Genomic DNA, 21,021 nt, shown 5'->3' with positions numbered 1-21,021 from the left:
TTGGCTTGATTGCTACTATTCTTACTGGGCAATCCTGCCTTTTTTAAGGGTCATGCTCATGAAACAGCTTGGTTTTCGCGCCAAAATAATGATGACTGTATTGGGCTCTTTATTTCTTATTTTAGGCTTGATGCTGTCAGTTTTAGCTTGGAATACGCGTAAAGAAATGAGCGCAGAGGCTTTTGGCAGCGCAGAAAATATGGCCAGGCACTATGCGCAATTTGTGCAAAATGAGCTGGAAAAATCCCTTAGCCCTCTGCAAACATTGGCAAGTAGCCTAGATAGCGCCAAGCAAAATGGGCTAGTGCAGCGCAGCCAGACTAATCATCTTTTGCAGCAAATTCTGAAAGATAACGCAGAGCTTTACGATCTGTGGCTGATTTATGAGCACGGCCAGTTTGATGGCAAGGATGCTGAATTTACCAAGGATAAAACGGGTTACCCATCAGGCGCGTATGCGCCTTGGATGCTGCGCAAGGGCGATAAAATTGAGCTGATTGAATATGTGCACGATGGCGATAAAGGGATGGATGAAGCGGCAGTTCGTAAATGGGAAGAAACATATTACGGCGGAGCGTATTACACCATGCCCAAAAGTACGGGTAAGCAATCGGTGATCGAGCCCTATGTAGATAGTGATACCAAGGTATTAATGATGTCGTTTGCTGTGCCTTTACAGTATCAGGGCAAATTTATTGGTGTGGCAGGAAGTGATATTCCAATGGATGGGCTGCAAAAAATGCTGAGTCAGGCCAAAGTTTTTGATAGTGGTTTTATTAGCTTAATTAGTGCGGGCGGTATTTATGGCAGCCATCCGGATTCGGCACGATTAGCCAAGCCAGTTGATGAAGCGGAAGTGCCTGCTGCGGTATTGGCTGATATTAAAACGGGTAAAGCTTTGCATATAGAGAGCGGCGGATTTACCCGGTTTTTTATGCCAATTAGTATGGGAAAAAGTGGCACAGTCTGGAGCTTGGTGATTAATGTGCCCCAAGCTGAGCTTTATGCGAGATCTAATCGCTTGCTACAACTTTCTTTCCTGATTGGCGGGCTGGGTTTATTACTGTTATCCATTATTTTATCGGCCACGCTTAGTTTATTAACTAAGCCCATTATGCAATTGAATGCAGCCATGACTCAATTATCGGCAGGCGATGCAGATTTAAGCCACAGACTGGAAGTAAGCAGCAGCGATGAAATTGGCCGCACTTCTTTAGCTTTTAATTTATTTGTTGCCTCGCTGGCCGAAATGATCGCTAAGGTAAAACTACAGGTAAAAGAGCTTAATTTACAAATAACCCAGTTGGCAGGGCATGCCAATACCGTGGCGCAAGGCTCTGCCCAGCAGGCTCGGGCCGCCGAGCAAACCGCGGGTGCCATTGAAAACGTATCGCATGGCATTAACTCGATCGCTGAGAATGCCCTTGCTGCGGAAAATATGAGCCATGTCGCAGAAAAAAATGCCAGGCAAGCCGAGCTGGGCGTGCGGGCTACATCGGGTGAAATCGCTAAAATTGAAGAAGTGATCAAAACCCAATCGGGCTTGATGAATGGTTTAAGGGCGCGCTCTACCGAGATTTCTAATGTGGTGAATGTGATTCGTGGCGTGGCCGAGCAAACTAATTTACTGGCTTTAAATGCCGCTATTGAAGCCGCTAGGGCTGGCGAGCAGGGGCGGGGTTTTGCCGTGGTAGCCGATGAAGTCAGAAAACTCGCGGAGAACACCAGCAGCGCTACTTTAGATATTGGCAAAATGATTGCGCTGATTCAGGATGAAACCCAGCAAGCGGCCCAAGGCATGGAGCTGGCATTGCAGCAAGTAGAAGAAGGCGTGCAGCTATCCAGAGCAGCAGCAGATCAAATTGCAGAAATCACCACCGGCACGCATCAAATGTCAGATAGCGTGCATTACATTGCCAAAACCACGGCACAACAATCGCAGGCCACCGAAGATATTTCGCAGCATGTAGATAAAATTAATACCATGGTGCACGACAACGATGCGGCTTTGCAGCAGGTGCGTGATGCTACTAAAAGCTTGGGTGAGCTTTCATTAGATTTACAAAAAGCCGTAGACCGGTTTAAAATTTAAACGGCGTGTTTCAGAGGGCTAGCTGCAAGGGCAAGCCCGGAATGGGGTGAAAGCGTCATCTTTTGTTTTTGACAGCTTGTTAAAATAATAGCGACAGCCATCATCAATCCTTCATTGATAGAAGCTATCATTAGGATGAACTTTGTTGATTGGACAGAGTCAGACAATTTGCCCATGATATGCTGGGTTTATTTTTAGTTGCACATAAAGGAGCATCCGCATGGCCGTACTCGTTGGTAAAAGCGCACCAGATTTCACCGCCGCCGCCGTTCTTGGAGATGGCAAGATCGTAGATAGCTACAACTTTAAGGCAGCCACCGCCGGTAAATACGCCGTGGTGTTCTTCTATCCTCTAGATTTCACTTTTGTTTGCCCATCCGAGCTGATCGCTTTTGATCACCGTCTGGAAGAATTCAAAGCCCGCAATGTAGAAGTAATCGGCGTGTCGATCGACAGCCAGTTTACTCACGCTGCATGGCGCAACACTCCGGTAGAAAAAGGCGGTATTGGCCAAGTTGGCTACACCTTAGTTGCCGATATTAAGCACTTAATTTGCCAAGCTTATGATGTTGAATTGGTAGAAGAAGGCGTTGCATTGCGCGGCTCTTTCCTGATCGACAAATCGGGTGTTGTTCAGCACCAAGTGGTTAACAACTTGCCACTAGGCCGCGATATCAGCGAAATGCTGCGTGTAGTAGACGCACTGCAATTCACTGAAGAGCACGGTGAAGTTTGCCCGGCAGGTTGGAGCAAAGGTAAAACAGGGATGAAGGCAGATGCTGCTGGTGTTGCTGATTACCTGGCTAAAAATGCTAAAGATCTGTAATCATTAAAAAGCGTTAGCTATTTAATTTAAAAAAATCCCCCGCTGGCTCGCGTCAGCGGGGGATTTTTTACGGCTTTTTATTTTTTAGAGGTAATCACTTCTAAGCGCTGAGCTACATCTCGCACTGAGCTGGCTTGCTGCTCAGATGCATTGGATATTTCGCTAATGAGATTACGCATCGCCCCCACATCTTGCACGATACGCACTAAGGCTTTTTCTGCACTCACGGCTTTTTCTTCTCCTGCGCTGACGTCTTTTTCTCCCGAATTCATCGTGCCCACTGCGCGCTCGATTTCAATTTGAATAGAAGAAATTAGCTCGCCAATTTCTGCCGTGGCTTTAGCAGTGCGCTCGGATAATTTACGCACTTCATCGGCGACAACCGCAAAACCCCGGCCCGTGTCGCCTGCGCGCGCTGCTTCAATGGCCGCGTTAAGCGCCAGTAAATTGGTTTGGTCGGCAATATCTTTAATCACCCCCACAATCACACCAATTTTATCGGATTGGGTATTGAGCTGGCCGATCACGCCTGCCGTGGTGCGAACCAATGTGGCTACATCGCGCATGCCGCGCACAGCGCCTTCAACCACTACTTGCCCTTCATTGGCGCTTTCAAAAGCGCTGTTGCCCCGGTTGCTGGCTTCGGCAGTGGTATGTGCAACTTCATCAATACTGGTGCTGACTTCTTCCATGGTAGAGGCAATGTACGAGACTTGTTCGTGCAGTGCGCTGGCTTTATTGGCTACATCGTGTTGTAAATCTTCGTGTTTTAGCTTGCTGGTAATGTCTTCCCAACAGGCTAGATAGCACTTTATTTTGCTGGGGTCTGCGGTATCCCAAATAGGGTAGGCCTTGGTGCGCAAGGTGATGCTGCCCATGGGAATATCAGCAACGTGAGTGGCATTTCTGGCGCCACTACCTAGTTGTTGTAAAATGCGGCGCACCCGTTCCGGGTCTTGATGAAAGCGATGAATAGAGCCGCCCTGTGCCTGTGTGGGATCTGCCCCGCGTAAAACTTGAGTCATCTCATTGCGATATTGCTCAAAAACGCTTTTAGCCGTTTGGTTTACATAAAACACATTGTTTTCATGGCTGGTGTCGCAGAGCAAAATCATATTATCCACATGATCCAGCACTGCTTTCATCGTATCGAGCTGAGCATCTGCAGTGTTTTTTGTTTCTGTTTTTTGAGTAAAGCCAAACATAAGGTGATCCCCTGGCAAGCAATAGCAGGTTGAGAGCAAAACATCTGTCATCTTTATAGAATGACTCTGCTTAAAATCAATTGCTAATGTTTAAAGAGATTTTTTGTAGCCAGGTTTATTGTGGTTTTTAAATAGAAATGGCCCTATTGCAGAATAAAATTTGCGATAAAGCCATTTTTTGACTAAACACTGACAATGCATTAAAGAATAATCAGTTTTTTGGGTAATGGCTCAATAAACTAAATGTTTGAATGTATTGAGCTGCTAATCATTTAATTTGCAGGATTAGGGCTTTGCTTATGAATCGCTTCAATTGCGGCGTCTAATTCTGGCGTGATGATTACATCTAGGCTGCCGATATTTTCTTTAAGTTGAGCCATGGTGGTGGCACCAATAATATTGCTGGCCACATACCAGCGGCTACTCACCCATGCCAGCGCCATTTGCGCAGGGGATAAGCCGTGTTCTCTGGCGAGTTTTACATAGGCTTCAATCGCACCTGGTACTGCTGGTTTTAAATAACGCGCGCCAAAATTGCTAAAGCGAGTCATTCGCCCCGCTGCTTGCGGGTTATCCAAATACTTGCCAGACAACAATCCAAAAGCCAGCGGGCTATACGCTAAGAGGCCCACATCCTGACGATGGCAGGTTTCAACCAAGCCATTTTCAAACTGACGGTTAATTAAATTAAATACATTTTGAATGGTAGCAATGCGTGGTAGAGATTCTGCTTGCGCCACGCGGCTGGCTTCCATCACGCCCCAGGGCGTTTCATTAGATAGCCCGATATGGCGCACTTTACCGGCCTGAACGAGCTCATTTAGCGCAGAAAGTTGCTCGGCAAAATCTGGGGTATGGGCAGGCTCTTGGCTAGGGTCGTAATAGCTTTGGCCAAACATCGGCACATGGCGGGCGGGCCAGTGCAATTGATAAAGATCGATATAGTCGGTTTGCAGGCGCTTTAAGCTGGCATCACATGCAGCATGAATTTGTTCTCGATTTAATTTTGGCCCACCACGTATCCAATCCATGCCGCGATTAGGGCCAGAAATCTTGCTCGCCAGAATAATCTTGTCGCGGCTTTGCTTCACCAACCAGCTACCCACATAGCTTTCGGTTAAGCCCTGAGTCTCGGCTTTGCCAGGCACGGGGTACATTTCGGCAGTATCAATAAAGTTGATACCTGCTGTAATCGCGTAATCAAGTTGCTCGTGCGCATCGGCTTCGCTGTTTTGCTCGCCAAAGGTCATGGTGCCAAGGCAGAGGGTGGAGATATTTAAATCGGTTTTGGGCAGAAGGTGATATTTCATGGGGCGTGTCTCTGTTCTAGATATTTGTTGCGCGGCGCACTGTGCTTGGGGTGTGACTAAAGGCCGTCACACGCAAAGCTTAGAGTAGTGCGCTCTACGGTCGGCATTCGTAGGGTGTACAACGACGCAGTCGTTGCTACGACAAAACGGTGCGCAAGAAAACCGACTTGCACACCCTACGCAAAACCATACTTTGCTTTGATCCTAAGTGGACAGGATTGGGGTGAAACCCGCCTACGATGACTCAAAGCGTGCAAATGAGTGCTTAATGTTAAATTATTTCACAGGGCTTACGCGGTAGCCTTGCTGACGCAGGCTTTGGATCAGGCCGGTTTTGCCGGGCAGATGCAGCGCACCAACGGCAATAAAGGCATTGCCTTCCTTTAATTTGTCAGCCAGGCGTTCGGCCATGCGTGGGTTACGGGCGTCCAGCAGTTGAGCGCGCCATTGGCGGAACCAAGCTTGATCGGGCATTTTAAAATCATCTTGCTCGGCGTATTCAGCCAGCGCATTGATATCTTGTTTCAGATAAAGATCGAGCACTTTCTGATAGCTTGTTTCCATTTCCGCCTGTTGATCGAGCACGGCATAGAGCAGCTCAATTTGCTTTGCTTCTGGAATCGTTTCAAAAAGACCCAATTGCTCATCCAGCGTTTCTAAGCCGGAATAGTCTTTTTGCCCTTCGATGGCCATTTTGGCAAACAACAGATCAAGCGGCATTTGCCCCGGCTGGCGTACCGGCGTCATCAGCAGCATGGCTGCTCCCCAAGGCTTAAGCTTGGCGGTGGCTACTTCCGGATAGCCACGGGCGGCTAGGGCGGGCAATAGTTTTTGGTAATGCTCTTTGTCGATGATTTGCTCTAACGATGGCTCAGCAGTCAGCATGCGCTTACCCATTTCCATCATCATGCCAAAATCGAGGCGAATTTCGGTGACCACTTTCTTAGAATCAGCAAAAGCGGCTTCGGTCTTAGGGCTGAGCTGAGTCACCCGCGGGTCGCCCACATGCGCCGTGCCATACAGCCAAGAAGGTGGCATGCCTTTTTTCTCAATTTTCCACAGCAAGCTATTGGCGTTTTCTACTTTATTGCTTGCTGAAACCGCCTTACTGACGGCGGCGCTGACGAGAGGGGCGAGCAGGGTTGAGGCGACGGTGACGGCAATAATCAGAGGGCGAAATCGAGCAAGCATCCAAGTCTCCGGCAATTTTTATGTTTGGATGAGCAGTATAAAGCCAAGCGCTGAGGAATTGGATTTCTTTGGGGGATGGCTGGGGGGAGCCCTTTAATTCTAGAAAGAAGGCGTTGCTATTTGATTGTCATTGTCATTTTAATAAAGCTTTTGTACATCAGCACTATTACTTTAAATATAACAAATACGTTAATATTTATCAATGATGTACACCATCGACTACTACTCTGAGGCGCTACAACAAGATGTCCTTGCTTTGCCAGCAGGAATTTTGGCTGATTATTTTCGTTTTTCAGATTTGCTTGAAGAGTTTGGCCCTGTCTTAAGAATGCATCACTCACGGGCAATGAGTGATGGTTTGTTTGAGCTTCGCCCCAAAGGCAGAGAGGGAATTGGTCGCGTTTTTTATTGTTTTTTAGTCGGTAAAAAAATTGTGGTGCTTCATAGTTTTGTGAAGAAAACCCAAGAAACGCCACGTCGTGAATTACAGCTGGCGATTTCTAGAATGCAGGAGGTAAGAAATGCTAACTCACGCTGAATTAAAACAACGGGCCCTTGCTAAGCCAGAGGTAAAGGACGCTTACGATACATTGGCTGATGAGTATGGATTGGCACGCGAGTTGCTTCATGCCCGCACAGTAGCGGGCTTAACTCAGGCCGAAGTTGCAGAGAAAATGCATACCAAAGCGCCAGCAATTGCCAGATTGGAAGGCGGTGGCAAACATTCTCCTTCGATTGAAACGCTAAGAAAATATGCCTTGGCTGTTGGCTGCAGATTAGAAGTGCGCTTAGTGCCAGATAGTTAAGCAGCTATTTAATCGGGAAGGCAAAGATGGAAGTTGGGGTTAGGTCTTGTGTTTTGCGTATTGCATGCAAAACACAAGACCTAACCCCTTTTCTTCGTTTTAGATCTGCCCTTGCATTTAGATAAAAAACAATATTTCAGTAGTTTGGTTTAGCTGATTTGCATCACTGTTTTTAGCGGTGAAAATCAGCGTAACCCAATATGCTCTTAGATCAATCAATCCCAATCAAAGTCTTTACCGCATCCACATATTGGTCAGCATGGGTGCGTGCTTTATTGGATTGGCGCAGAGCCATATTCCAGCGGGCAATCACTACTTTGTAATTGCTTTGATTACACTGCTGTATTTCTTCAATTATTGATCTAGCCATAATACCCAAGCAATGCTGGGCGCTTTCTATCATTAGATTTTTAGCTTGCTCTAGGAAAATCGGGTCAATGATCGGATTGATGATGATTTCAGTAGCCGGTGCTGTGGGCAGCTCTTTAATGGCGTTATTGCTGATTTCAACATTGGGCTCAACACTGAGCGCCGTATCTTTTAATTGAATAAACCCGAGTTCCACCAACTCATCAAGCTTGGCTGAAAGCTCAAACTCAGCCAATAGCGCGGCTAAATCGCTACTGGATTTTATGCCGTCAATTAAAATCAGTAAGCGGCGCTGCTTTGCCAGCAGGCCGCTGCTGCGCTCTGCAATTTCTTTTAGCCCCAGGGGCGTTTTGATATAAATGTGATCAAGCAGCGTAGTAGAAATACCCATGGATCACTCCCCTAAGTCGTATAGCGGGCAGGATAGCAGCGCGGTATTACAGTTTTTAGAATGCTTGTAAATATTTACATAAAAACAACAAAGACAGTTGGCTGCTTTAAAACAGAGAGGGGGAAGAGTGCAAGGATCGAGTATTGATTGAGTGGCGATTTAGCCATGTTTGGCCCCGCTGTTTAATCCACTCAGGCGCAGTTGGTTTTGCGTTTACAGCCGCTGTTGCAAGTGCAAAGTATGGGCTTATGGGGTTGTTATGCCTGCAAGGTACTGAGAGGCTAGGAGGGGGCCAGCGATTAGCTGGCCCTTTGTGGGTATGTGATTGAGGTTATCGCTTAAATCGCATTGCTCTTACAACTTAAACCGCCCCACAACCCCTTGTAAATTCGCCGCCAATTCAGATAAATCTGTCAGCGTTGATCGGGTGTTTTTGAGTGCGATATCGGTTTCGGTTACTTGGTGGTTGATCTTTTCAGCCACTTGGGCGATTTGCTCGGTGGCCATGGATTGCTCACGGGTGGCGCTGGATATTTCGATGATTTTTCCGGCTACCGATTGCATTTCAGCCTGCATACCGCCAATGCGCTCGGCAATCACTTGGGCTAGTGCTTGATTACCGCTCACCATTTCTTTAGTGGCTTGCATTTTGCTAACGGCGTGATCAGTTTTATTGCTGATTGAGCCAAGCATTTGCTCGATTTCTTCGGTGGCGCGGGCGGTGCGTTCGGCCAGCTTTCTGACTTCATCGGCCACTACCGCAAAGCCACGGCCTGTTTCGCCTGCTCTTGCGGCTTCAATCGCGGCGTTGAGCGCCAGCAAATTAGTCTGGCCCGCGATGTCTTTAATGGTGACGGTGATTAAGCTGATTTTCTGCGATTGCTCAGATAGCTCTTGCATGGTGTTGCTCAGCTCGCCAACCGTGCCCGCCATTTTATTGGTGTCGTCCCGCATGGTGTTCACTGCATCGGCACTGGCTTGAGCGCCCAAATCGGCTTCTTTAACGGTGCTTTCAACTTGCTGGGTGCTGTCGGCAATGTGCGCAATGCTGACGGTAACTTCTTCAATATTGGCGGCAGATGCGGCGGCCATATCGGCTTGCTTATGTGATTCTTGCGATAGCTTTTGCGCCATTTGTTCGATATCGGCTACGCCACCACTGAGTTTGCCAGCCTGATCGCGCACCAGATTAATCATTTTGTGCAAGTCGCCCATAAATTGATTAAATGCGATTGCAATATGCGATGTTTCATCACGGCTGCTGCTATCTAAGCGCACGGTTAAATCGGCGTGGCCGCCATTTAAGTTTTGCATGGCAATTCTTAAGCGATTAAGCGGGCGGGTGACCAGATTGGCTAGCCAGAGCGATGCAATGGTCGATAGCAAAATAGCCAGTGCGCCCAAGATGACAGATTTCATCAGAATACTATTTAAAGTGTCTTTTACGGATGACAAATTCGCATCAGCCGCAGCCACAATTGTTTCGCCTTTATTATTAGTAAAGGGCAAAAAGATGGTGCGAAAACTGCCAAATTTGCTGTCGTATTCGTCAAAAGTACGCTGCTTGGTGCTCATTGCAATTTGTAATTGCTTGCTGGTGGAATCCGATGCGGTGAGGTAAACCTCGGCATCGGGTTTGTTTTCTTCTTCTGGGGAGAGGGAAGAGAGCACGTAATAGGTTTTACCTTCGCGCTGGATATAGCCATAAATAAAGGGCAGGCCCAGCTCTTTGCTATAGCGGGTAAGGCGCTCTGATAGCTGACGCATTTGCGGCAGATCGGCTTGCTCGCGTGGTTTTAGCTCGGCATGAAAGCCTTCGCCTAATACATAGCGGTAGCCTGTGGCTGCGGCGGTAAGCTGGCTGTCAATGGCTTGCAGAGCATGGCTGCGTGCTTGCTGATAGCTAAAGTACGTAAATAGAGCAACGGTGAGCGTCGTTAATAAAATCATGACGGCCTGAATTTTGCCTTTGAGTGTGTAAAGCATCTGCAATACCTCTGTCAATCGGGTTTATTATGATTTTCTAATGTGGCGGATGTTATTACAAATGAATTAAACAGGTTAAAGAATCTGAGGGGGGATGGGACAGGCGGTCATTATTTTTATAAGGTGCAACCAAAAAGGTGCAACCCTAGGGATAGTCCCTACATTGCAAGGTGCAACTCGATTTATACTATGCCATCTTGATTAAACAGAACACAAAAATGGCCAGCACAACGCTAGGAATTAAAGTTGACGACGATTTGCGGGCGCGGATTAAAACTGCAGCCCAGCAATTAGATAGAACGCCGCATTGGCTGATTAAGCAATCAATTTTTGCCTATTTGCAGCAGGTAGAGCAGGGCGCTCGCCCGCTGGAGCTGGCCCAAGATGGCGAAGCGTTGCCGCTGCTGGACGATGCTGACGGCGTTGAAAGTAATCTTCCTTTTCTAGAGCTGGCCCAAAGCATTGCGGTGCAAAGTGTTTTGCGCTCTGCCATTACTTCGGCTTATCGCCGCCCAGAAGCCGAATGTCTGCCGGTGCTGATTGAGCAAGCCAAAATGCCGACGGCGCATATGGCCGAGCAAACACAGGCCTTGGCGCATAAATTGGTGGCTGCATTACGCGCCAAGCGTACCGGTGGCGGTGTTGAAGGCCTGATCCACGAGTTTTCTTTATCCAGTCAAGAAGGCGTGGCGCTGATGTGCCTGGCTGAAGCTTTGCTGCGTATTCCCGATCGCGCTACGCGTGATGTATTGATCAGAGATAAAGTCAGCAAGGGTGATTGGCATGCTCACCTTGGGCAATCGCCTTCCTTATTTGTGAATGCCGCCAGCTGGGGGCTGATGCTGACCGGTAAGCTGGTTGCCACCAATAGCGAAGCGGGGCTGTCTTCTGCCTTAACCCGCCTGATAGGCCGTGGTGGCGAGCCTTTGATTCGCAAGGGCGTCGATATGGCGATGCGCTTGATGGGCGAGCAGTTTGTAACCGGCGAAACCATTGCCGAAGCACTCGCCAATAGCCGCAAATTTGAAGCCCGTGGCTTTAGATATTCTTACGATATGTTGGGTGAAGCCGCGACGACAGCCGAAGACGCCAAGCGTTATTACGCAGCCTACGAGCAGGCGATTCATGCTATTGGTAAGGCATCGGCCGGGCGCGGTATTTACGAAGGCCCGGGGATTTCGATTAAGCTTTCCGCGCTGCACCCACGTTATTCGCGCGCGCAACAAGACCGCGTTACGGCAGAATTATTGCCTAGCGTGCTTGCGCTCGCCCGTTTGGCTCGTCGCTATGATATTGGTTTAAATATTGATGCCGAAGAAGCGGACCGCTTAGAAATATCGCTCGATTTGCTGGAAGCGATGTGTTTCGATACTGAGCTGGCCGGCTGGAACGGTATTGGCTTTGTGATTCAGGCCTACCAAAAACGTGCGCCGCATGTGATTGATTATGTGATCGATCTGGCCCGCCGTAGCGGCCACCGCCTGATGATTCGTCTGGTGAAAGGCGCGTATTGGGATAGCGAAATCAAGCGTGCGCAAGTGGATGGCTTAGAAGATTATCCGGTGTACACGCGTAAGGTTTATACCGATGTGGCTTACCTTGCCTGCGCTAAAAAATTGCTGGCGACGCCAGATGCGGTTTACCCACAGTTTGCAACACATAATGCGCAAACGCTTTCGGCGATTTACCACCTTGCCGGGCAAAATTATTACCCCGGCCAGTACGAGTTCCAGTGTCTGCACGGCATGGGTGAGCCTTTATACGAAGAAGTCACCGCACGTGAAAAGCTGGGTCGTCCTTGCCGCGTGTATGCGCCGGTGGGCAGCCATGAAACGCTGCTGGCTTATCTGGTGCGCCGCTTGCTGGAAAACGGCGCAAATAGCTCGTTTGTAAACCGCATTGCCGATGAAAATGTGGCTATTGAAGAATTGATTATCGATCCGATTGTGCAAGCCTTGGCGGTGATTCCTGCTTTTGCCCCGCACGATAAAATCCCGCTGCCACGACTCTTGTTTGGCGCAAATCGTCTGAATTCTAGCGGCCTGGATTTATCTAATGAGCATCGCTTGGGGTCCTTGTCTGCCGCACTTTTGGCGGGGGCAAATACCGAATGGCTGGCCGCGCCCTTATTGGGTGTGGTGGCCGAGCTGGATATGGCTCGTAAGCAGGCTGTTAAAAACCCGGCCGATCATCAGGATGTGGTGGGCTATGTAATTGAAGCCGATGTGGATGATGTGGCGACTGCCTTTATGCACGCCGCAAATATTGGCCCAATTTGGCAAGCTACATCGGTTGCCGAGCGCGCAGCCTGCCTGAATCGCGCAGCGCAATTGCTCGAATCCGGTATGCAGCCGCTCTTAGGCCTGATCGTGCGTGAAGCGGGTAAATCTCTGCCAAATGCGATTGCCGAAGTGCGTGAAGCGGTCGATTTCTTGCGCTATTACGCGGGGCAAATCGAGCAAGATTTTGCCAATGACACGCATCGCCCGCTTGGCCCCGTGGTCTGTATCAGTCCATGGAATTTCCCATTGGCAATCTTTATTGGCCAGGTTGCCGCAGCCTTGGCAGCAGGCAATCCTGTGCTGGCTAAGCCTGCCGAGCAAACCCCGCTGATCGCAGCCGAAGCCGTGCGTATCTTGCGTGCAGCCGGTGTGCCTGCTGGTGCGGTGCAACTCTTGCCGGGCCGTGGTGAAACCGTGGGTAGCGCCTTAATTTCTGACGCGCGTTGCAGTGGTGTGATGTTTACCGGCTCTACCCAAGTGGCACGTTTAATTGCCAGCAATCTGGCGAAACGCCTTGATAAAGATGGCCGCACCATTCCGCTGATTGCCGAAACCGGTGGCCAGAACTGCATGATTGTCGATTCATCGGCTCTGGCCGAGCAGGTGGTGGGCGATGTGCTGATGTCGGCGTTTGATTCGGCTGGCCAGCGCTGCTCTGCACTGCGCGTGCTCTGCCTGCAAAGCGAGGCGGCAGACCATATTCTGCATATGCTGAAAGGCGCGATGCAGGAGCTGCATATTGGTAACCCTGATTCGCTGGCTGTGGATGTAGGCCCCGTGATTGATCTTGAGGCGCAGCAAAATATTGCCAGCCATATCGCCGCATTTAAGGAGCGTGGTGCTGAGGTATTAGAGTTGCCACTGCCTGCGGTATGTCAGCAGGGCACCTTTATTGCGCCTACGCTGATCGAAATCAATCGCCTGTCTGAGCTAAAACAAGAAGTATTCGGCCCTGTATTGCACGTGATTCGCTATCGCCGCGAGGCTTTGGATCAGCTCATCGATGATATCAACGCCACGGGTTTTGGTCTGACTTTTGGTGTGCATACCCGTATCGATGAAACCATCGCTCACGTGGTTGAAAAAGTGCAGGCAGGTAATATCTATGTAAACCGCAATGTGATTGGTGCCGTGGTTGGCGTGCAACCTTTTGGTGGAGAAGGCTTATCGGGCACAGGCCCTAAGGCCGGTGGCCCGCTGTACTTGCCACGTCTCTTATCCCGCCGCCCCGCGCAAACCTTGCCGGGTGATCAGGCGGCCCTCGCTCCGCTGCTGGCCTATCACGATCATTTGCAATCCCTTAAAGAAGGCGATGCAGCAGCACGTTGTAGCCGCTATCTGGCGGGATCTGGCCTAGGTGCAAATATCGATTTGCCCGGCCCAACTGGCGAGCGCAACCGCTACCTGCTGCATCCGCGTGGCCCGGTGCTTTGTGTTGCTGCAACTGAGCTGGGTGCAAAAGCGCAATTTGCTGCCGCCTTAGCCAGTGGTAATCAGGCGGTATTTATTGCGCATCCGGCAGTAAAAGCCATGGTTGATGCCTTGCCAAAAGCCTTGTCTGTCCGTGCAATAGTAAAGGCATCTATTGCTGAGGCCGGTGTAATTGGGGCGGTCTTGTTTGAAGGCGATAGCGATGCACTGGGTGAGATCAACCGCCAAGTTGCAGAAATCGCTGGGCCCATCTTGCAAGTGCAAGGCTTATCCAGCGCTGCCCTTGTTGCCGGAGAAGACTTTGATCTGGCCCGCCTATTAGCCGAGCGCTCTATCAGCGTAAACACCGCAGCCGCAGGCGGTAATGCCAGTTTGATGAGCATTAGTTAAGGGTTGTTTGTAGTGCAAAAACGTAGGGTGGGCACAGTAATGCCGTTCACTTAAGCGATTTTGTTTGAGTTCCCCCCTTTGTAAAGGGGGGCTAGGGGGGATTTGCAGTTGATGTTGGGCTTAAAATAAGCAAGAAACTCAAGGCAAATCCCCCTCAATCCCCCTTTTTCTAAGGGGGAAGCAAAACCAATACCTTAAGTGAACGGTATTAGGGTGGGCACAGTGCCTTACCGTGCCCACGCGTTATCGGCAAGACTGCATCTGATGCGTGGGCACAAAAGCGTGCCTACCCTACATAATTGAATTTAGTAAGCTTCACATCATTTAAGTGCATAATAAACCCATCTGCTTGATCTGCTGGTGATCTATGACTTTCCTTCTTTCCCTGCTCGAAACCCGTATTCTGGGTGTTTTAATCGAAAAGCAAATTACGGTTCCTGATACTTATCCTCTTTCTTTAAATTCCCTTGTTTCAGGTTGCAATCAGAAATCCAGCCGTGATCCTGTCATGGCGATTAATGACACCGAGGCTGATGAAGCGCTGGTGCATTTAAAAGAGCTCAAGCTGGTTGAGTCCTCGCATTTAGGCGGGCGAATTGCGCGTTATTCACAGCGCTTTGCTGCGGTGTTTCAAGTGCCATCGCAATCGGTTGCTATCTTAACGGTACTGATGTTGCGCGGCCCGCAAACGGCGGGGGAGCTGCGTTTGGCTTCTGAGCGCCTACATAAGTTTTCTGATATTTCAGCAGTAGAGGCTTTTTTAGAAGAGCTGGCTTCCCGTAGCGCCGGAGCCTTGGTGGTAAAACTGCCTCGTCAAGCAGGGGCCAGAGAGAGCCGCTGGGCGCATTTATTATCGGGCGAGCCGGTGATCAATGAAGCTGCGCCACAGGCAAAAGAAGTGGCTGATTCCGGCTTGCAAGCGCGAGTGGATCAACTGGAAGCCGAGCTGATGGAATTAAAAGAAAAAATGGCAAGAATTTGCGCAGAATTAGGCGTGGAATAACTAGCTTTAACTTGCCGGGCGGCAAAGAATGCCGTATTGCAGCCTGCCGGACTTAAGACTGATCTACTACGGGAAGTCCGGATTTGGCCACATTTCACGCATTTTTTTGTTGAATAGCCAGTTATTCGCCTCAAAAATCCGTGTTGCTGTCTCAAACCGGTCTTTCCCTCGTTACGATCGCTTAAATCCGACAGGCTGCACGCAGCACCATTAAAGTCTTCTTATAGAGTGCCGATGATTGGGCTATGCGGCTTGCAAGCTTTCAAAGTTTTGGCACGATGCTTGCTCTGTCTTTTGATAACACTTGATGATCAGGATGTTTATCATGAGCACTTTTGTAATTCACCCTATCTGGCCGGTGAGCGAACCTGAAGCCATGGAATACGGTTTGTTTCGCATCACTCATCATGGCGAGCAAGAGCTATTACGCAGCGCCTGTTTAGAAAGCCTGACCGATGCGCATCATAAAATGCAGCATCTGGCACATCATCAGGATGGCTGTGGGGCAAAGCAGCTCAAATCGGGTTAACATTCCCGCCCAAAGTCTTTGCAGGGTAAGATGCGGCTTATTTTATTTTTCCGTGATCCGCTATGGCCCTGAAGGCAACTATTTTTAAATCTGATCTGCAAATCGCCGATATGGATCGTCATTATTACGCCACCCATTCTTTGGTGATTGCCCGGCACCCTTCTGAAAATGACGAACGCATGATGGTGCGCCTATTGGCATTTGCTCTGCATGCCAGCGAATCGCTCGCCTTTACCAAGGGCTTGAGTGATACCGAGGAGCCAGATATTTGGCAAAAAGATTTAACTGGCGCAATTGAATTATGGATTGAATTAGGCCAGCCCGATGAAAAGCGTATTCGCCAAGCCTGCGGTAAAGCGCAAAAAGTATCGGTATTCACCTATAGCGGTAATAGCGCCGATGTTTGGTGGAAAGGCATTGCCAGTAAATTAGAGCGTTTAGATAATCTGCAAGTGATTAATGTGCCGGTAGAAATGACACACACATTAGCCGCTTTAGCTAATCGCAATATGCAATTGCAATGCACGATTCAAGATGGCCAAGTTTGGCTGGCAGATAATAGCCAATCGATTGAAGCGCATTTTACCGTTTTAAAGCCATTTAAATAATGTAGGGTGGGCTACATTTAAGCCCATGCTCAATGCAATAGAGAGCCATAGATTCATGGATTTAAACCAACTCATACTCGACGTTCGCCAATTTGCCAAAGATCGCGATTGGGAGCGTTATCACACGCCTAAGAATCTATGCATGGCGATGTCGGTAGAAATGGCTGAGTTAGTTGAGCATTTCCAATGGGACACGCCAGAGGAATCTCAGCAATTAGATGCGGCAAAGCGCGTAGCCGTTGAGCAAGAAATGGCCGATGTGATGCTTTATATGATTAGGTTGGCTGATGTATTAAATGTTGATTTAGAAACGGCCATTCGGGCAAAAATGGTTTTAAATGCTGTTAAATATCCTCCCCTATAAAAAATATGAATCCATCTAACGACCAAATTATTCTGGATACCGAGCGCTGGCTAGAAAAAGCCGTGATTGGCCTAAACCTCTGCCCATTTGCTAAAGCAGTACATATTAAAAAACAAGTGCGCTATGTAGTGAGCGAGGCGCGCAATATTGATGTGCTGATTGAGACATTAATTATAGAATTAGAAACCCTAGCCGAAGCTGATCCAGCCAAGCTGGAAACCACGCTGCTGATCCATCCCTGTGTTTTGGGGGATTTTATGGCCTACAACGATTTTCTTGAGATTGCAGATGCCGTTTTAGAAGAGTTGAAGCTTGATGGCATTTTGCAAATCGCCAGCTTTCATCCTCAGTATCAGTTTGAAGGCAGCGATATGGACGATATTGATAATTATACCAATCGTAGCCCTTACCCCACTTTGCATTTATTACGTGAAGATAGCATTGCCAAGGCGGTAGAAGTGTTTCCTGAGGCTGACGTGATTGTGGATCGCAATATTGCCACCTTAAGGGCAATAGGGCTGGATGGCTGGAAAAAACTATGGCAGTGAGGCACTGCGTTGGAAGGGGCTAAACAAGCGCTTAGCAAAAGCGGCCAGATAAAGGCGTAGCATTTACACTCCAGATTAAATGAACTTTGGCGCTCTGAGCTTTCCTAACAAGGATTGATTGCCAAGGATTATTTATGCTGCTCCGTTTCGCCACCTTGATGATGGCTTTTGCTCTGACCGCCTGCCAGGAAAGTAGCACGCCACCCGCAAAGGCTGCCGCAAAGACGGAAGCCAGCACACCTGATTTATTCTTTAAGAAAAACCAGGCAGAGTGGAATACCTTGCAGCAGTTTATCGGGCAAAATCCGCAGGACATCAATTTATGGGAAAGGGCACCGCTTAAGCATGCGCTGCGCTTATTACTTGGCCCTCAGCTGGATATTTTTAAGCAAAATATGGCGAAAACCAGCCCTATTCTAGAAGACAGTGTGCTTTATGTCAGAGGCAGTGCCCTTGATGAGAGCGAAGGCCAAGCTTATTTATTGATTGATATTGAAAACAGAAAACTAGAAGTAGGGCTAATCAGTGCCGGCAAATTAGAAGTGGTATCAACGCCGGGCGAAAGCATTAAATTTCCTGAGGATTTGAAACCCATGCTAGATAAGCTGAGCATTAGGATGTAAAGCGTTTACTCTTAGCGGATGACAGGTATAATACGCCCGCCGCTGTGATTGGCGTCGTCCTCGTAGTACAACGGATAGTACAAGTGCCTCCTAAGCGCTAGATACAGGTTCGATTCCTGTCGGGGATACCAAGCACAGAGCTTTAAATGCACTTAGTTATCCTCAAATACCCCAGAAATGCTTAGGCTTCTGGGGTTTTTGCTTTGGGGGATGGTTTCCGGCGTCTGGCTTAAGAGATGACAAGCGCCGGAATGATGCAGAAGTCAGGCCAATTACACCTGAAACTTAGCCGTGTTGCCTAGCATCTGGCGGGCAACATCGGCGAGCATTTCTGCTGAAGTATTTATCTCTTCCATAGCAGAGCTGCTTTCTTCCGACATTTGAGCAATTCGCTCTATCCGCTGAGCCACATCGGCCCCTGCATGGCGTTGCTCGCCCAAGGATGTAGCGATATGCGAAACGGCAGTCAGAATCTGATTCACGCCGGTATTGATTTCAGACATGGATGTCATTGCGTTACTGGATGTACGCACTACGCTGTCTACCGTGTCATTACTGCTATGCATACTGCCCACGGCTAAGCTGGCATCCGCCCGGATTGCATTTACCATATTGCTGATTTCACGCGCTGAATTAGCCGTGCGTTCAGCGAGTTTGCGTACTTCATCGGCTACAACAGCAAAACCACGGCCTTGCTCACCGGCTCTGGCGGCTTCAATGGCCGCATTCAATGCTAATAAATTAGTTTGGTCAGCCACATCTTTAATCACATTGGTGATGGTATCGATTTGCTGGATACGTGCAGAAAGTGCATCAATCTGGCTGGCGCTGCTGGCAACGGCACTGCACACGGCATTAACCATTTCCATAGAGTCCGCAACGATTTTTGTGCTGCTGCGAACGTTATCGTTTGCCGATTTTGCGCTGTCCTGTACATCTGCAGCATTATGCGAAACTTGATCAATACTCACGCTCAGTTGTTCTACAGATGAAGCCGCGCCAGATGTGGCTTCTACCTGCTGAATTACGCTGGCAGATACTTCGCTTGATGCTTGCGCTAATTCTGCCGCTGCTAAGGCCACCTGATCGGCATTGCTAATAATTTGTTTAACCGTACTTACCATATTTTTCTGCATGATTTGCATATTACTAAGCATGCTTTCAATTTCATCCGTGCCATTTACTTTAATTTCGCTAATTAAATTGCCCTTAGACATTTGCTCTAAAGCGGTATTGGCTCGCCCCAGGCCAGAAGATAAAACCTTACTGAATCCTAGCCCTAGCAGCAAGAATATGATGGAAATACCAAGGGTGATGCCCATTAATACTTTGCTAATCTGTGCAACGATTGCATCACTATCGTCATAGGCTTTTTTGCCTAGAGCTTGATTGATATTTACAATCTCGGTGAGCAGATCATCGCAAATCTGAAATGCCTTGATTGCTTCTTGGGTAAAAACCTCCATCGCCAGCTTATTATCATTTGCATAGCTTGCTGCTTGCACCCGCTTTGATAGGGCCAGATAGCCTGGCCAATTCTCATCAAGCTTTTTAAGTGCATCCATTTCTGGCTGGGTAAGAGAGGTTTTACGGTATTTATCGAGCAGCTCTTTCATTTTTTGCTCGTTTTCTTCCATGTTTTTAGTAATGAGATCCATTTTTTTTTGTTCTGATTCAATCACGTAAGCATATAGGCTGCGATTATGGTAAATCGCTTGCATATTTGCGTTGGCAACATCTTGGATCGGCACTAGATTATTGTCGTACATGCTATTTAGCATTTGGTTGACCTGATCTGTTGCCGCCACGCCGCGCCAGCTGATGATGCTCATGCTGATAATGGCTAGCGCTAAGATGATGCCCAGTTTTACTGAGTATTTTAAATTGGATAGCATGATGCCTTCCTCATTACTGTGTTATGAAGAATATAAGTGCAAAAATAAATGGCCCTACCTATGTGTTCTATGTTTATTTGTTCTGAATTTCAACTTTTTTATCATGGTTTTTTATTTTCTGGTTTGAATGGTTAATGTATAAATTAAGTTGAATACGCTTGGATTTTTTCTTTCTCCTTTTTTTGTTTTCTTTATTGTTGATGACTGTTAACTTACATTGATTTGTGGTTATCTTTTTAGTGTCTTTGATTTATTATTCTACGGCTGGCTGAGTGTCATTTTTTTGTTACTTATCAAATCATTTTTTATGATTATGCCTCTTGTTTAAACTCCTTAAAAATGTCGTAGGAAGGGCAAAACCCACGTATTTATTTAGTATTGCGGTTTCACCCGCCTACAAGTTCAAAAACGGAGTGCAGCGCTCAAGAATCCATTATGCAGGCGACATTGCGTAAGAGGCATAATCAGGTTGTTTTTTAATGTTGTGTTTTTTAAAATTTAACAAAGAAAAACTTAGTTTAATTATTAACGTTTTTTCTTGTTTTGTTGATTAATGTTTTTGTTTTTTATTAGTAAATTTTTTTAATAGTTGCTGAATTTTTGGTCGTCAATATTACTATCAAATTCATTGTCATCATATTTGGCTATTGCAGGTATTTTTTTCTTTGTGCCAATATGGCATGGTGTTTTGATTTATGTTTACGTCCATTTTTAGCGCTATGCAGGGTAAATTGCTACTCCATGATACAAAAAGGAAAATCAGTCTATTTGCAGATCATTTTCATCGGAATCACAAAGAGGGATTAACTTCGATGAGAGAATGGTCGGTAATGGGGCGGAGCGGGAGGCAGATGCGCATTAAAAGTAGGGCCAACTCTTATTTGTAGACGTTTAGATTTGATTTGATAGCAGGCTTTGCTGAAAGGTTGTTGCAGAGGGGGTATTTTTATTAAGGGAGATCAGATTAAGTTCGAACTTTTATACTTCTGGAAAAGCAATATACTCATTCTTAATTTTTTTGGTTTTGTACGGGTGGCTTTATGTTTTACCTGCATAAAAAAACAGCCCCATGCTGAACTGACCCCAATTAGTTGGACAGTATAAAAACTAGGCGCTCAAGGGCTGGGTTCTGTATTGCACAGGACTCAGCCCTTTTAACTTCAACTTGATTC

17 protein-coding genes and 1 tRNA gene are annotated in these 21,021 nt (G+C 47.7%); 12 read left to right on the top strand and 6 right to left on the bottom strand.

Translation table 11 applies throughout. The features are described from left to right. Positions 1 to 58 precede the first annotated feature (58 nt). Positions 59 to 2,092 carry a methyl-accepting chemotaxis protein gene (locus ACFQNF_RS07255; RefSeq protein ID WP_380187291.1) on the top strand — a complete coding sequence of 678 codons (2,034 nt, stop codon included), beginning with the start codon at positions 59 to 61 and terminating at the stop codon, positions 2,090 to 2,092. Positions 2,093 to 2,312: 220 nt separating this feature from the next. Continuing rightward, positions 2,313 to 2,918, top strand: coding sequence for a peroxiredoxin (locus ACFQNF_RS07250; RefSeq protein ID WP_380187289.1), 606 nt, complete (start codon positions 2,313 to 2,315; stop codon positions 2,916 to 2,918). Between the two features lie 77 nt (positions 2,919 to 2,995). On the opposite strand, the gene ACFQNF_RS07245 is transcribed toward ACFQNF_RS07250, so the two are convergent. The 3 genes from ACFQNF_RS07245 to ACFQNF_RS07235 form a co-directional block, all read right to left on the bottom strand. Next, a complete protein-coding gene (locus ACFQNF_RS07245) occupies positions 2,996 to 4,123 on the bottom strand; it encodes a methyl-accepting chemotaxis protein (RefSeq protein WP_380187287.1) in 1,128 nt (375 codons plus the stop codon). A 272-nt stretch (positions 4,124 to 4,395) separates the two neighbouring features. Beyond that, on the bottom strand, positions 4,396 to 5,433 hold the full coding sequence (locus tag ACFQNF_RS07240; RefSeq protein ID WP_380187286.1) for an NADP(H)-dependent aldo-keto reductase: 1,038 nt from the start codon (positions 5,431 to 5,433) through the stop codon (positions 4,396 to 4,398). Positions 5,434 to 5,709: 276 nt separating this feature from the next. After that, entirely contained in the window at positions 5,710 to 6,624 is a 915-nt protein-coding gene (locus ACFQNF_RS07235) for a TraB/GumN family protein (protein ID WP_380187284.1), read from the bottom strand. A gap of 202 nt (positions 6,625 to 6,826) precedes the next feature. Between ACFQNF_RS07235 and ACFQNF_RS07230 the strand changes: the two genes are divergently transcribed. Both ACFQNF_RS07230 and ACFQNF_RS07225 read left to right on the top strand, forming a co-directional pair. Beyond that, a complete protein-coding gene (locus ACFQNF_RS07230) occupies positions 6,827 to 7,162 on the top strand; it encodes a type II toxin-antitoxin system RelE/ParE family toxin (RefSeq protein WP_380187283.1) in 336 nt (111 codons plus the stop codon). Then, positions 7,146 to 7,430, top strand: coding sequence for a helix-turn-helix domain-containing protein (locus tag ACFQNF_RS07225; protein WP_380187282.1), 285 nt, complete (start codon positions 7,146 to 7,148; stop codon positions 7,428 to 7,430). The genes ACFQNF_RS07230 and ACFQNF_RS07225 overlap by 17 nt, the downstream gene beginning before the upstream one ends. 211 nt (positions 7,431 to 7,641) lie before the next feature. Here the strand turns inward: ACFQNF_RS07225 and ACFQNF_RS07220 are convergent, their stop codons facing one another. Both ACFQNF_RS07220 and ACFQNF_RS07215 read right to left on the bottom strand, forming a co-directional pair. Continuing rightward, positions 7,642 to 8,190 (bottom strand): hypothetical protein, encoded by a 549-nt coding sequence (locus tag ACFQNF_RS07220; RefSeq protein ID WP_380187281.1) that lies wholly within the window; start codon positions 8,188 to 8,190, stop codon positions 7,642 to 7,644. A gap of 354 nt (positions 8,191 to 8,544) precedes the next feature. Beyond that, a complete protein-coding gene (locus tag ACFQNF_RS07215) occupies positions 8,545 to 10,176 on the bottom strand; it encodes a methyl-accepting chemotaxis protein (protein ID WP_380187279.1) in 1,632 nt (543 codons plus the stop codon). A 218-nt stretch (positions 10,177 to 10,394) separates the two neighbouring features. Between ACFQNF_RS07215 and putA the strand changes: the two genes are divergently transcribed. The 8 genes from putA (at position 10,395) to ACFQNF_RS07175 (ending at position 18,085) form a co-directional block, all read left to right on the top strand. After that, the gene (gene putA, locus ACFQNF_RS07210; RefSeq protein WP_380187278.1) at positions 10,395 to 14,279 is read left to right on the top strand and encodes a trifunctional transcriptional regulator/proline dehydrogenase/L-glutamate gamma-semialdehyde dehydrogenase; all 3,885 of its coding nucleotides are present in this window, start codon (positions 10,395 to 10,397) and stop codon (positions 14,277 to 14,279) included. Between the two features lie 367 nt (positions 14,280 to 14,646). Further along, positions 14,647 to 15,282: a YceH family protein gene (locus ACFQNF_RS07205; protein ID WP_380187277.1), complete on the top strand. Its 636-nt coding sequence runs from the start codon at positions 14,647 to 14,649 to the stop codon at positions 15,280 to 15,282. Between the two features lie 325 nt (positions 15,283 to 15,607). Continuing rightward, positions 15,608 to 15,811 carry a hypothetical protein gene (locus ACFQNF_RS07200; protein WP_380187275.1) on the top strand — a complete coding sequence of 68 codons (204 nt, stop codon included), beginning with the start codon at positions 15,608 to 15,610 and terminating at the stop codon, positions 15,809 to 15,811. A gap of 62 nt (positions 15,812 to 15,873) precedes the next feature. Beyond that, on the top strand, positions 15,874 to 16,419 hold the full coding sequence (locus ACFQNF_RS07195; RefSeq protein ID WP_380187273.1) for a YaeQ family protein: 546 nt from the start codon (positions 15,874 to 15,876) through the stop codon (positions 16,417 to 16,419). Between the two features lie 55 nt (positions 16,420 to 16,474). Further along, positions 16,475 to 16,783 (top strand): nucleotide pyrophosphohydrolase, encoded by a 309-nt coding sequence (locus tag ACFQNF_RS07190; protein ID WP_380187272.1) that lies wholly within the window; start codon positions 16,475 to 16,477, stop codon positions 16,781 to 16,783. Positions 16,784 to 16,788: 5 nt separating this feature from the next. Beyond that, positions 16,789 to 17,331, top strand: a complete 543-nt coding sequence (locus ACFQNF_RS07185; protein ID WP_380187271.1) for a DUF1415 domain-containing protein — start codon at positions 16,789 to 16,791, stop codon at positions 17,329 to 17,331. A gap of 134 nt (positions 17,332 to 17,465) precedes the next feature. Next, positions 17,466 to 17,954: a hypothetical protein gene (locus ACFQNF_RS07180; protein WP_380187270.1), complete on the top strand. Its 489-nt coding sequence runs from the start codon at positions 17,466 to 17,468 to the stop codon at positions 17,952 to 17,954. A gap of 56 nt (positions 17,955 to 18,010) precedes the next feature. Next, a tRNA-Arg gene (locus ACFQNF_RS07175) sits at positions 18,011 to 18,085 on the top strand. Positions 18,086 to 18,226: 141 nt separating this feature from the next. On the opposite strand, the gene ACFQNF_RS07170 is transcribed toward ACFQNF_RS07175, so the two are convergent. Beyond that, a complete protein-coding gene (locus tag ACFQNF_RS07170) occupies positions 18,227 to 19,849 on the bottom strand; it encodes a methyl-accepting chemotaxis protein (RefSeq protein WP_380187269.1) in 1,623 nt (540 codons plus the stop codon). Positions 19,850 to 21,021 lie beyond the last annotated feature (1,172 nt).

This window comes from Iodobacter arcticus (assembly GCF_042664895.1).
GTDB classification, from domain to species: Bacteria; Pseudomonadota; Gammaproteobacteria; order Burkholderiales; family Chitinibacteraceae; genus Iodobacter; species Iodobacter arcticus.
This window is presented reverse-complemented; position numbering and strand designations above follow the sequence as displayed.

Bases quoted from the DNA above. Each gene is read 5' to 3' on its own strand.
- ACFQNF_RS07255 (WP_380187291.1), top strand. From the start codon at position 59: ATGAAACAGCTTGGTTTTCGCGCCAAAATAATGATGACTGTATTGGGC.
- ACFQNF_RS07250 (WP_380187289.1), top strand. From the start codon at position 2,313: ATGGCCGTACTCGTTGGTAAAAGCGCACCAGATTTCACCGCCGCCGCC.
- ACFQNF_RS07245 (WP_380187287.1), bottom strand. From the start codon at position 4,123: ATGTTTGGCTTTACTCAAAAAACAGAAACAAAAAACACTGCAGATGCT.
- ACFQNF_RS07240 (WP_380187286.1), bottom strand. From the start codon at position 5,433: ATGAAATATCACCTTCTGCCCAAAACCGATTTAAATATCTCCACCCTC.
- ACFQNF_RS07235 (WP_380187284.1), bottom strand. From the start codon at position 6,624: ATGCTTGCTCGATTTCGCCCTCTGATTATTGCCGTCACCGTCGCCTCA.
- ACFQNF_RS07230 (WP_380187283.1), top strand. From the start codon at position 6,827: ATGATGTACACCATCGACTACTACTCTGAGGCGCTACAACAAGATGTC.
- ACFQNF_RS07225 (WP_380187282.1), top strand. From the start codon at position 7,146: ATGCTAACTCACGCTGAATTAAAACAACGGGCCCTTGCTAAGCCAGAG.
- ACFQNF_RS07220 (WP_380187281.1), bottom strand. From the start codon at position 8,190: ATGGGTATTTCTACTACGCTGCTTGATCACATTTATATCAAAACGCCC.
- ACFQNF_RS07215 (WP_380187279.1), bottom strand. From the start codon at position 10,176: ATGCTTTACACACTCAAAGGCAAAATTCAGGCCGTCATGATTTTATTA.
- putA (WP_380187278.1), top strand. From the start codon at position 10,395: ATGGCCAGCACAACGCTAGGAATTAAAGTTGACGACGATTTGCGGGCG.
- ACFQNF_RS07205 (WP_380187277.1), top strand. From the start codon at position 14,647: ATGACTTTCCTTCTTTCCCTGCTCGAAACCCGTATTCTGGGTGTTTTA.
- ACFQNF_RS07200 (WP_380187275.1), top strand. From the start codon at position 15,608: ATGAGCACTTTTGTAATTCACCCTATCTGGCCGGTGAGCGAACCTGAA.
- ACFQNF_RS07195 (WP_380187273.1), top strand. From the start codon at position 15,874: ATGGCCCTGAAGGCAACTATTTTTAAATCTGATCTGCAAATCGCCGAT.
- ACFQNF_RS07190 (WP_380187272.1), top strand. From the start codon at position 16,475: ATGGATTTAAACCAACTCATACTCGACGTTCGCCAATTTGCCAAAGAT.
- ACFQNF_RS07185 (WP_380187271.1), top strand. From the start codon at position 16,789: ATGAATCCATCTAACGACCAAATTATTCTGGATACCGAGCGCTGGCTA.
- ACFQNF_RS07180 (WP_380187270.1), top strand. From the start codon at position 17,466: ATGCTGCTCCGTTTCGCCACCTTGATGATGGCTTTTGCTCTGACCGCC.
- ACFQNF_RS07170 (WP_380187269.1), bottom strand. From the start codon at position 19,849: ATGCTATCCAATTTAAAATACTCAGTAAAACTGGGCATCATCTTAGCG.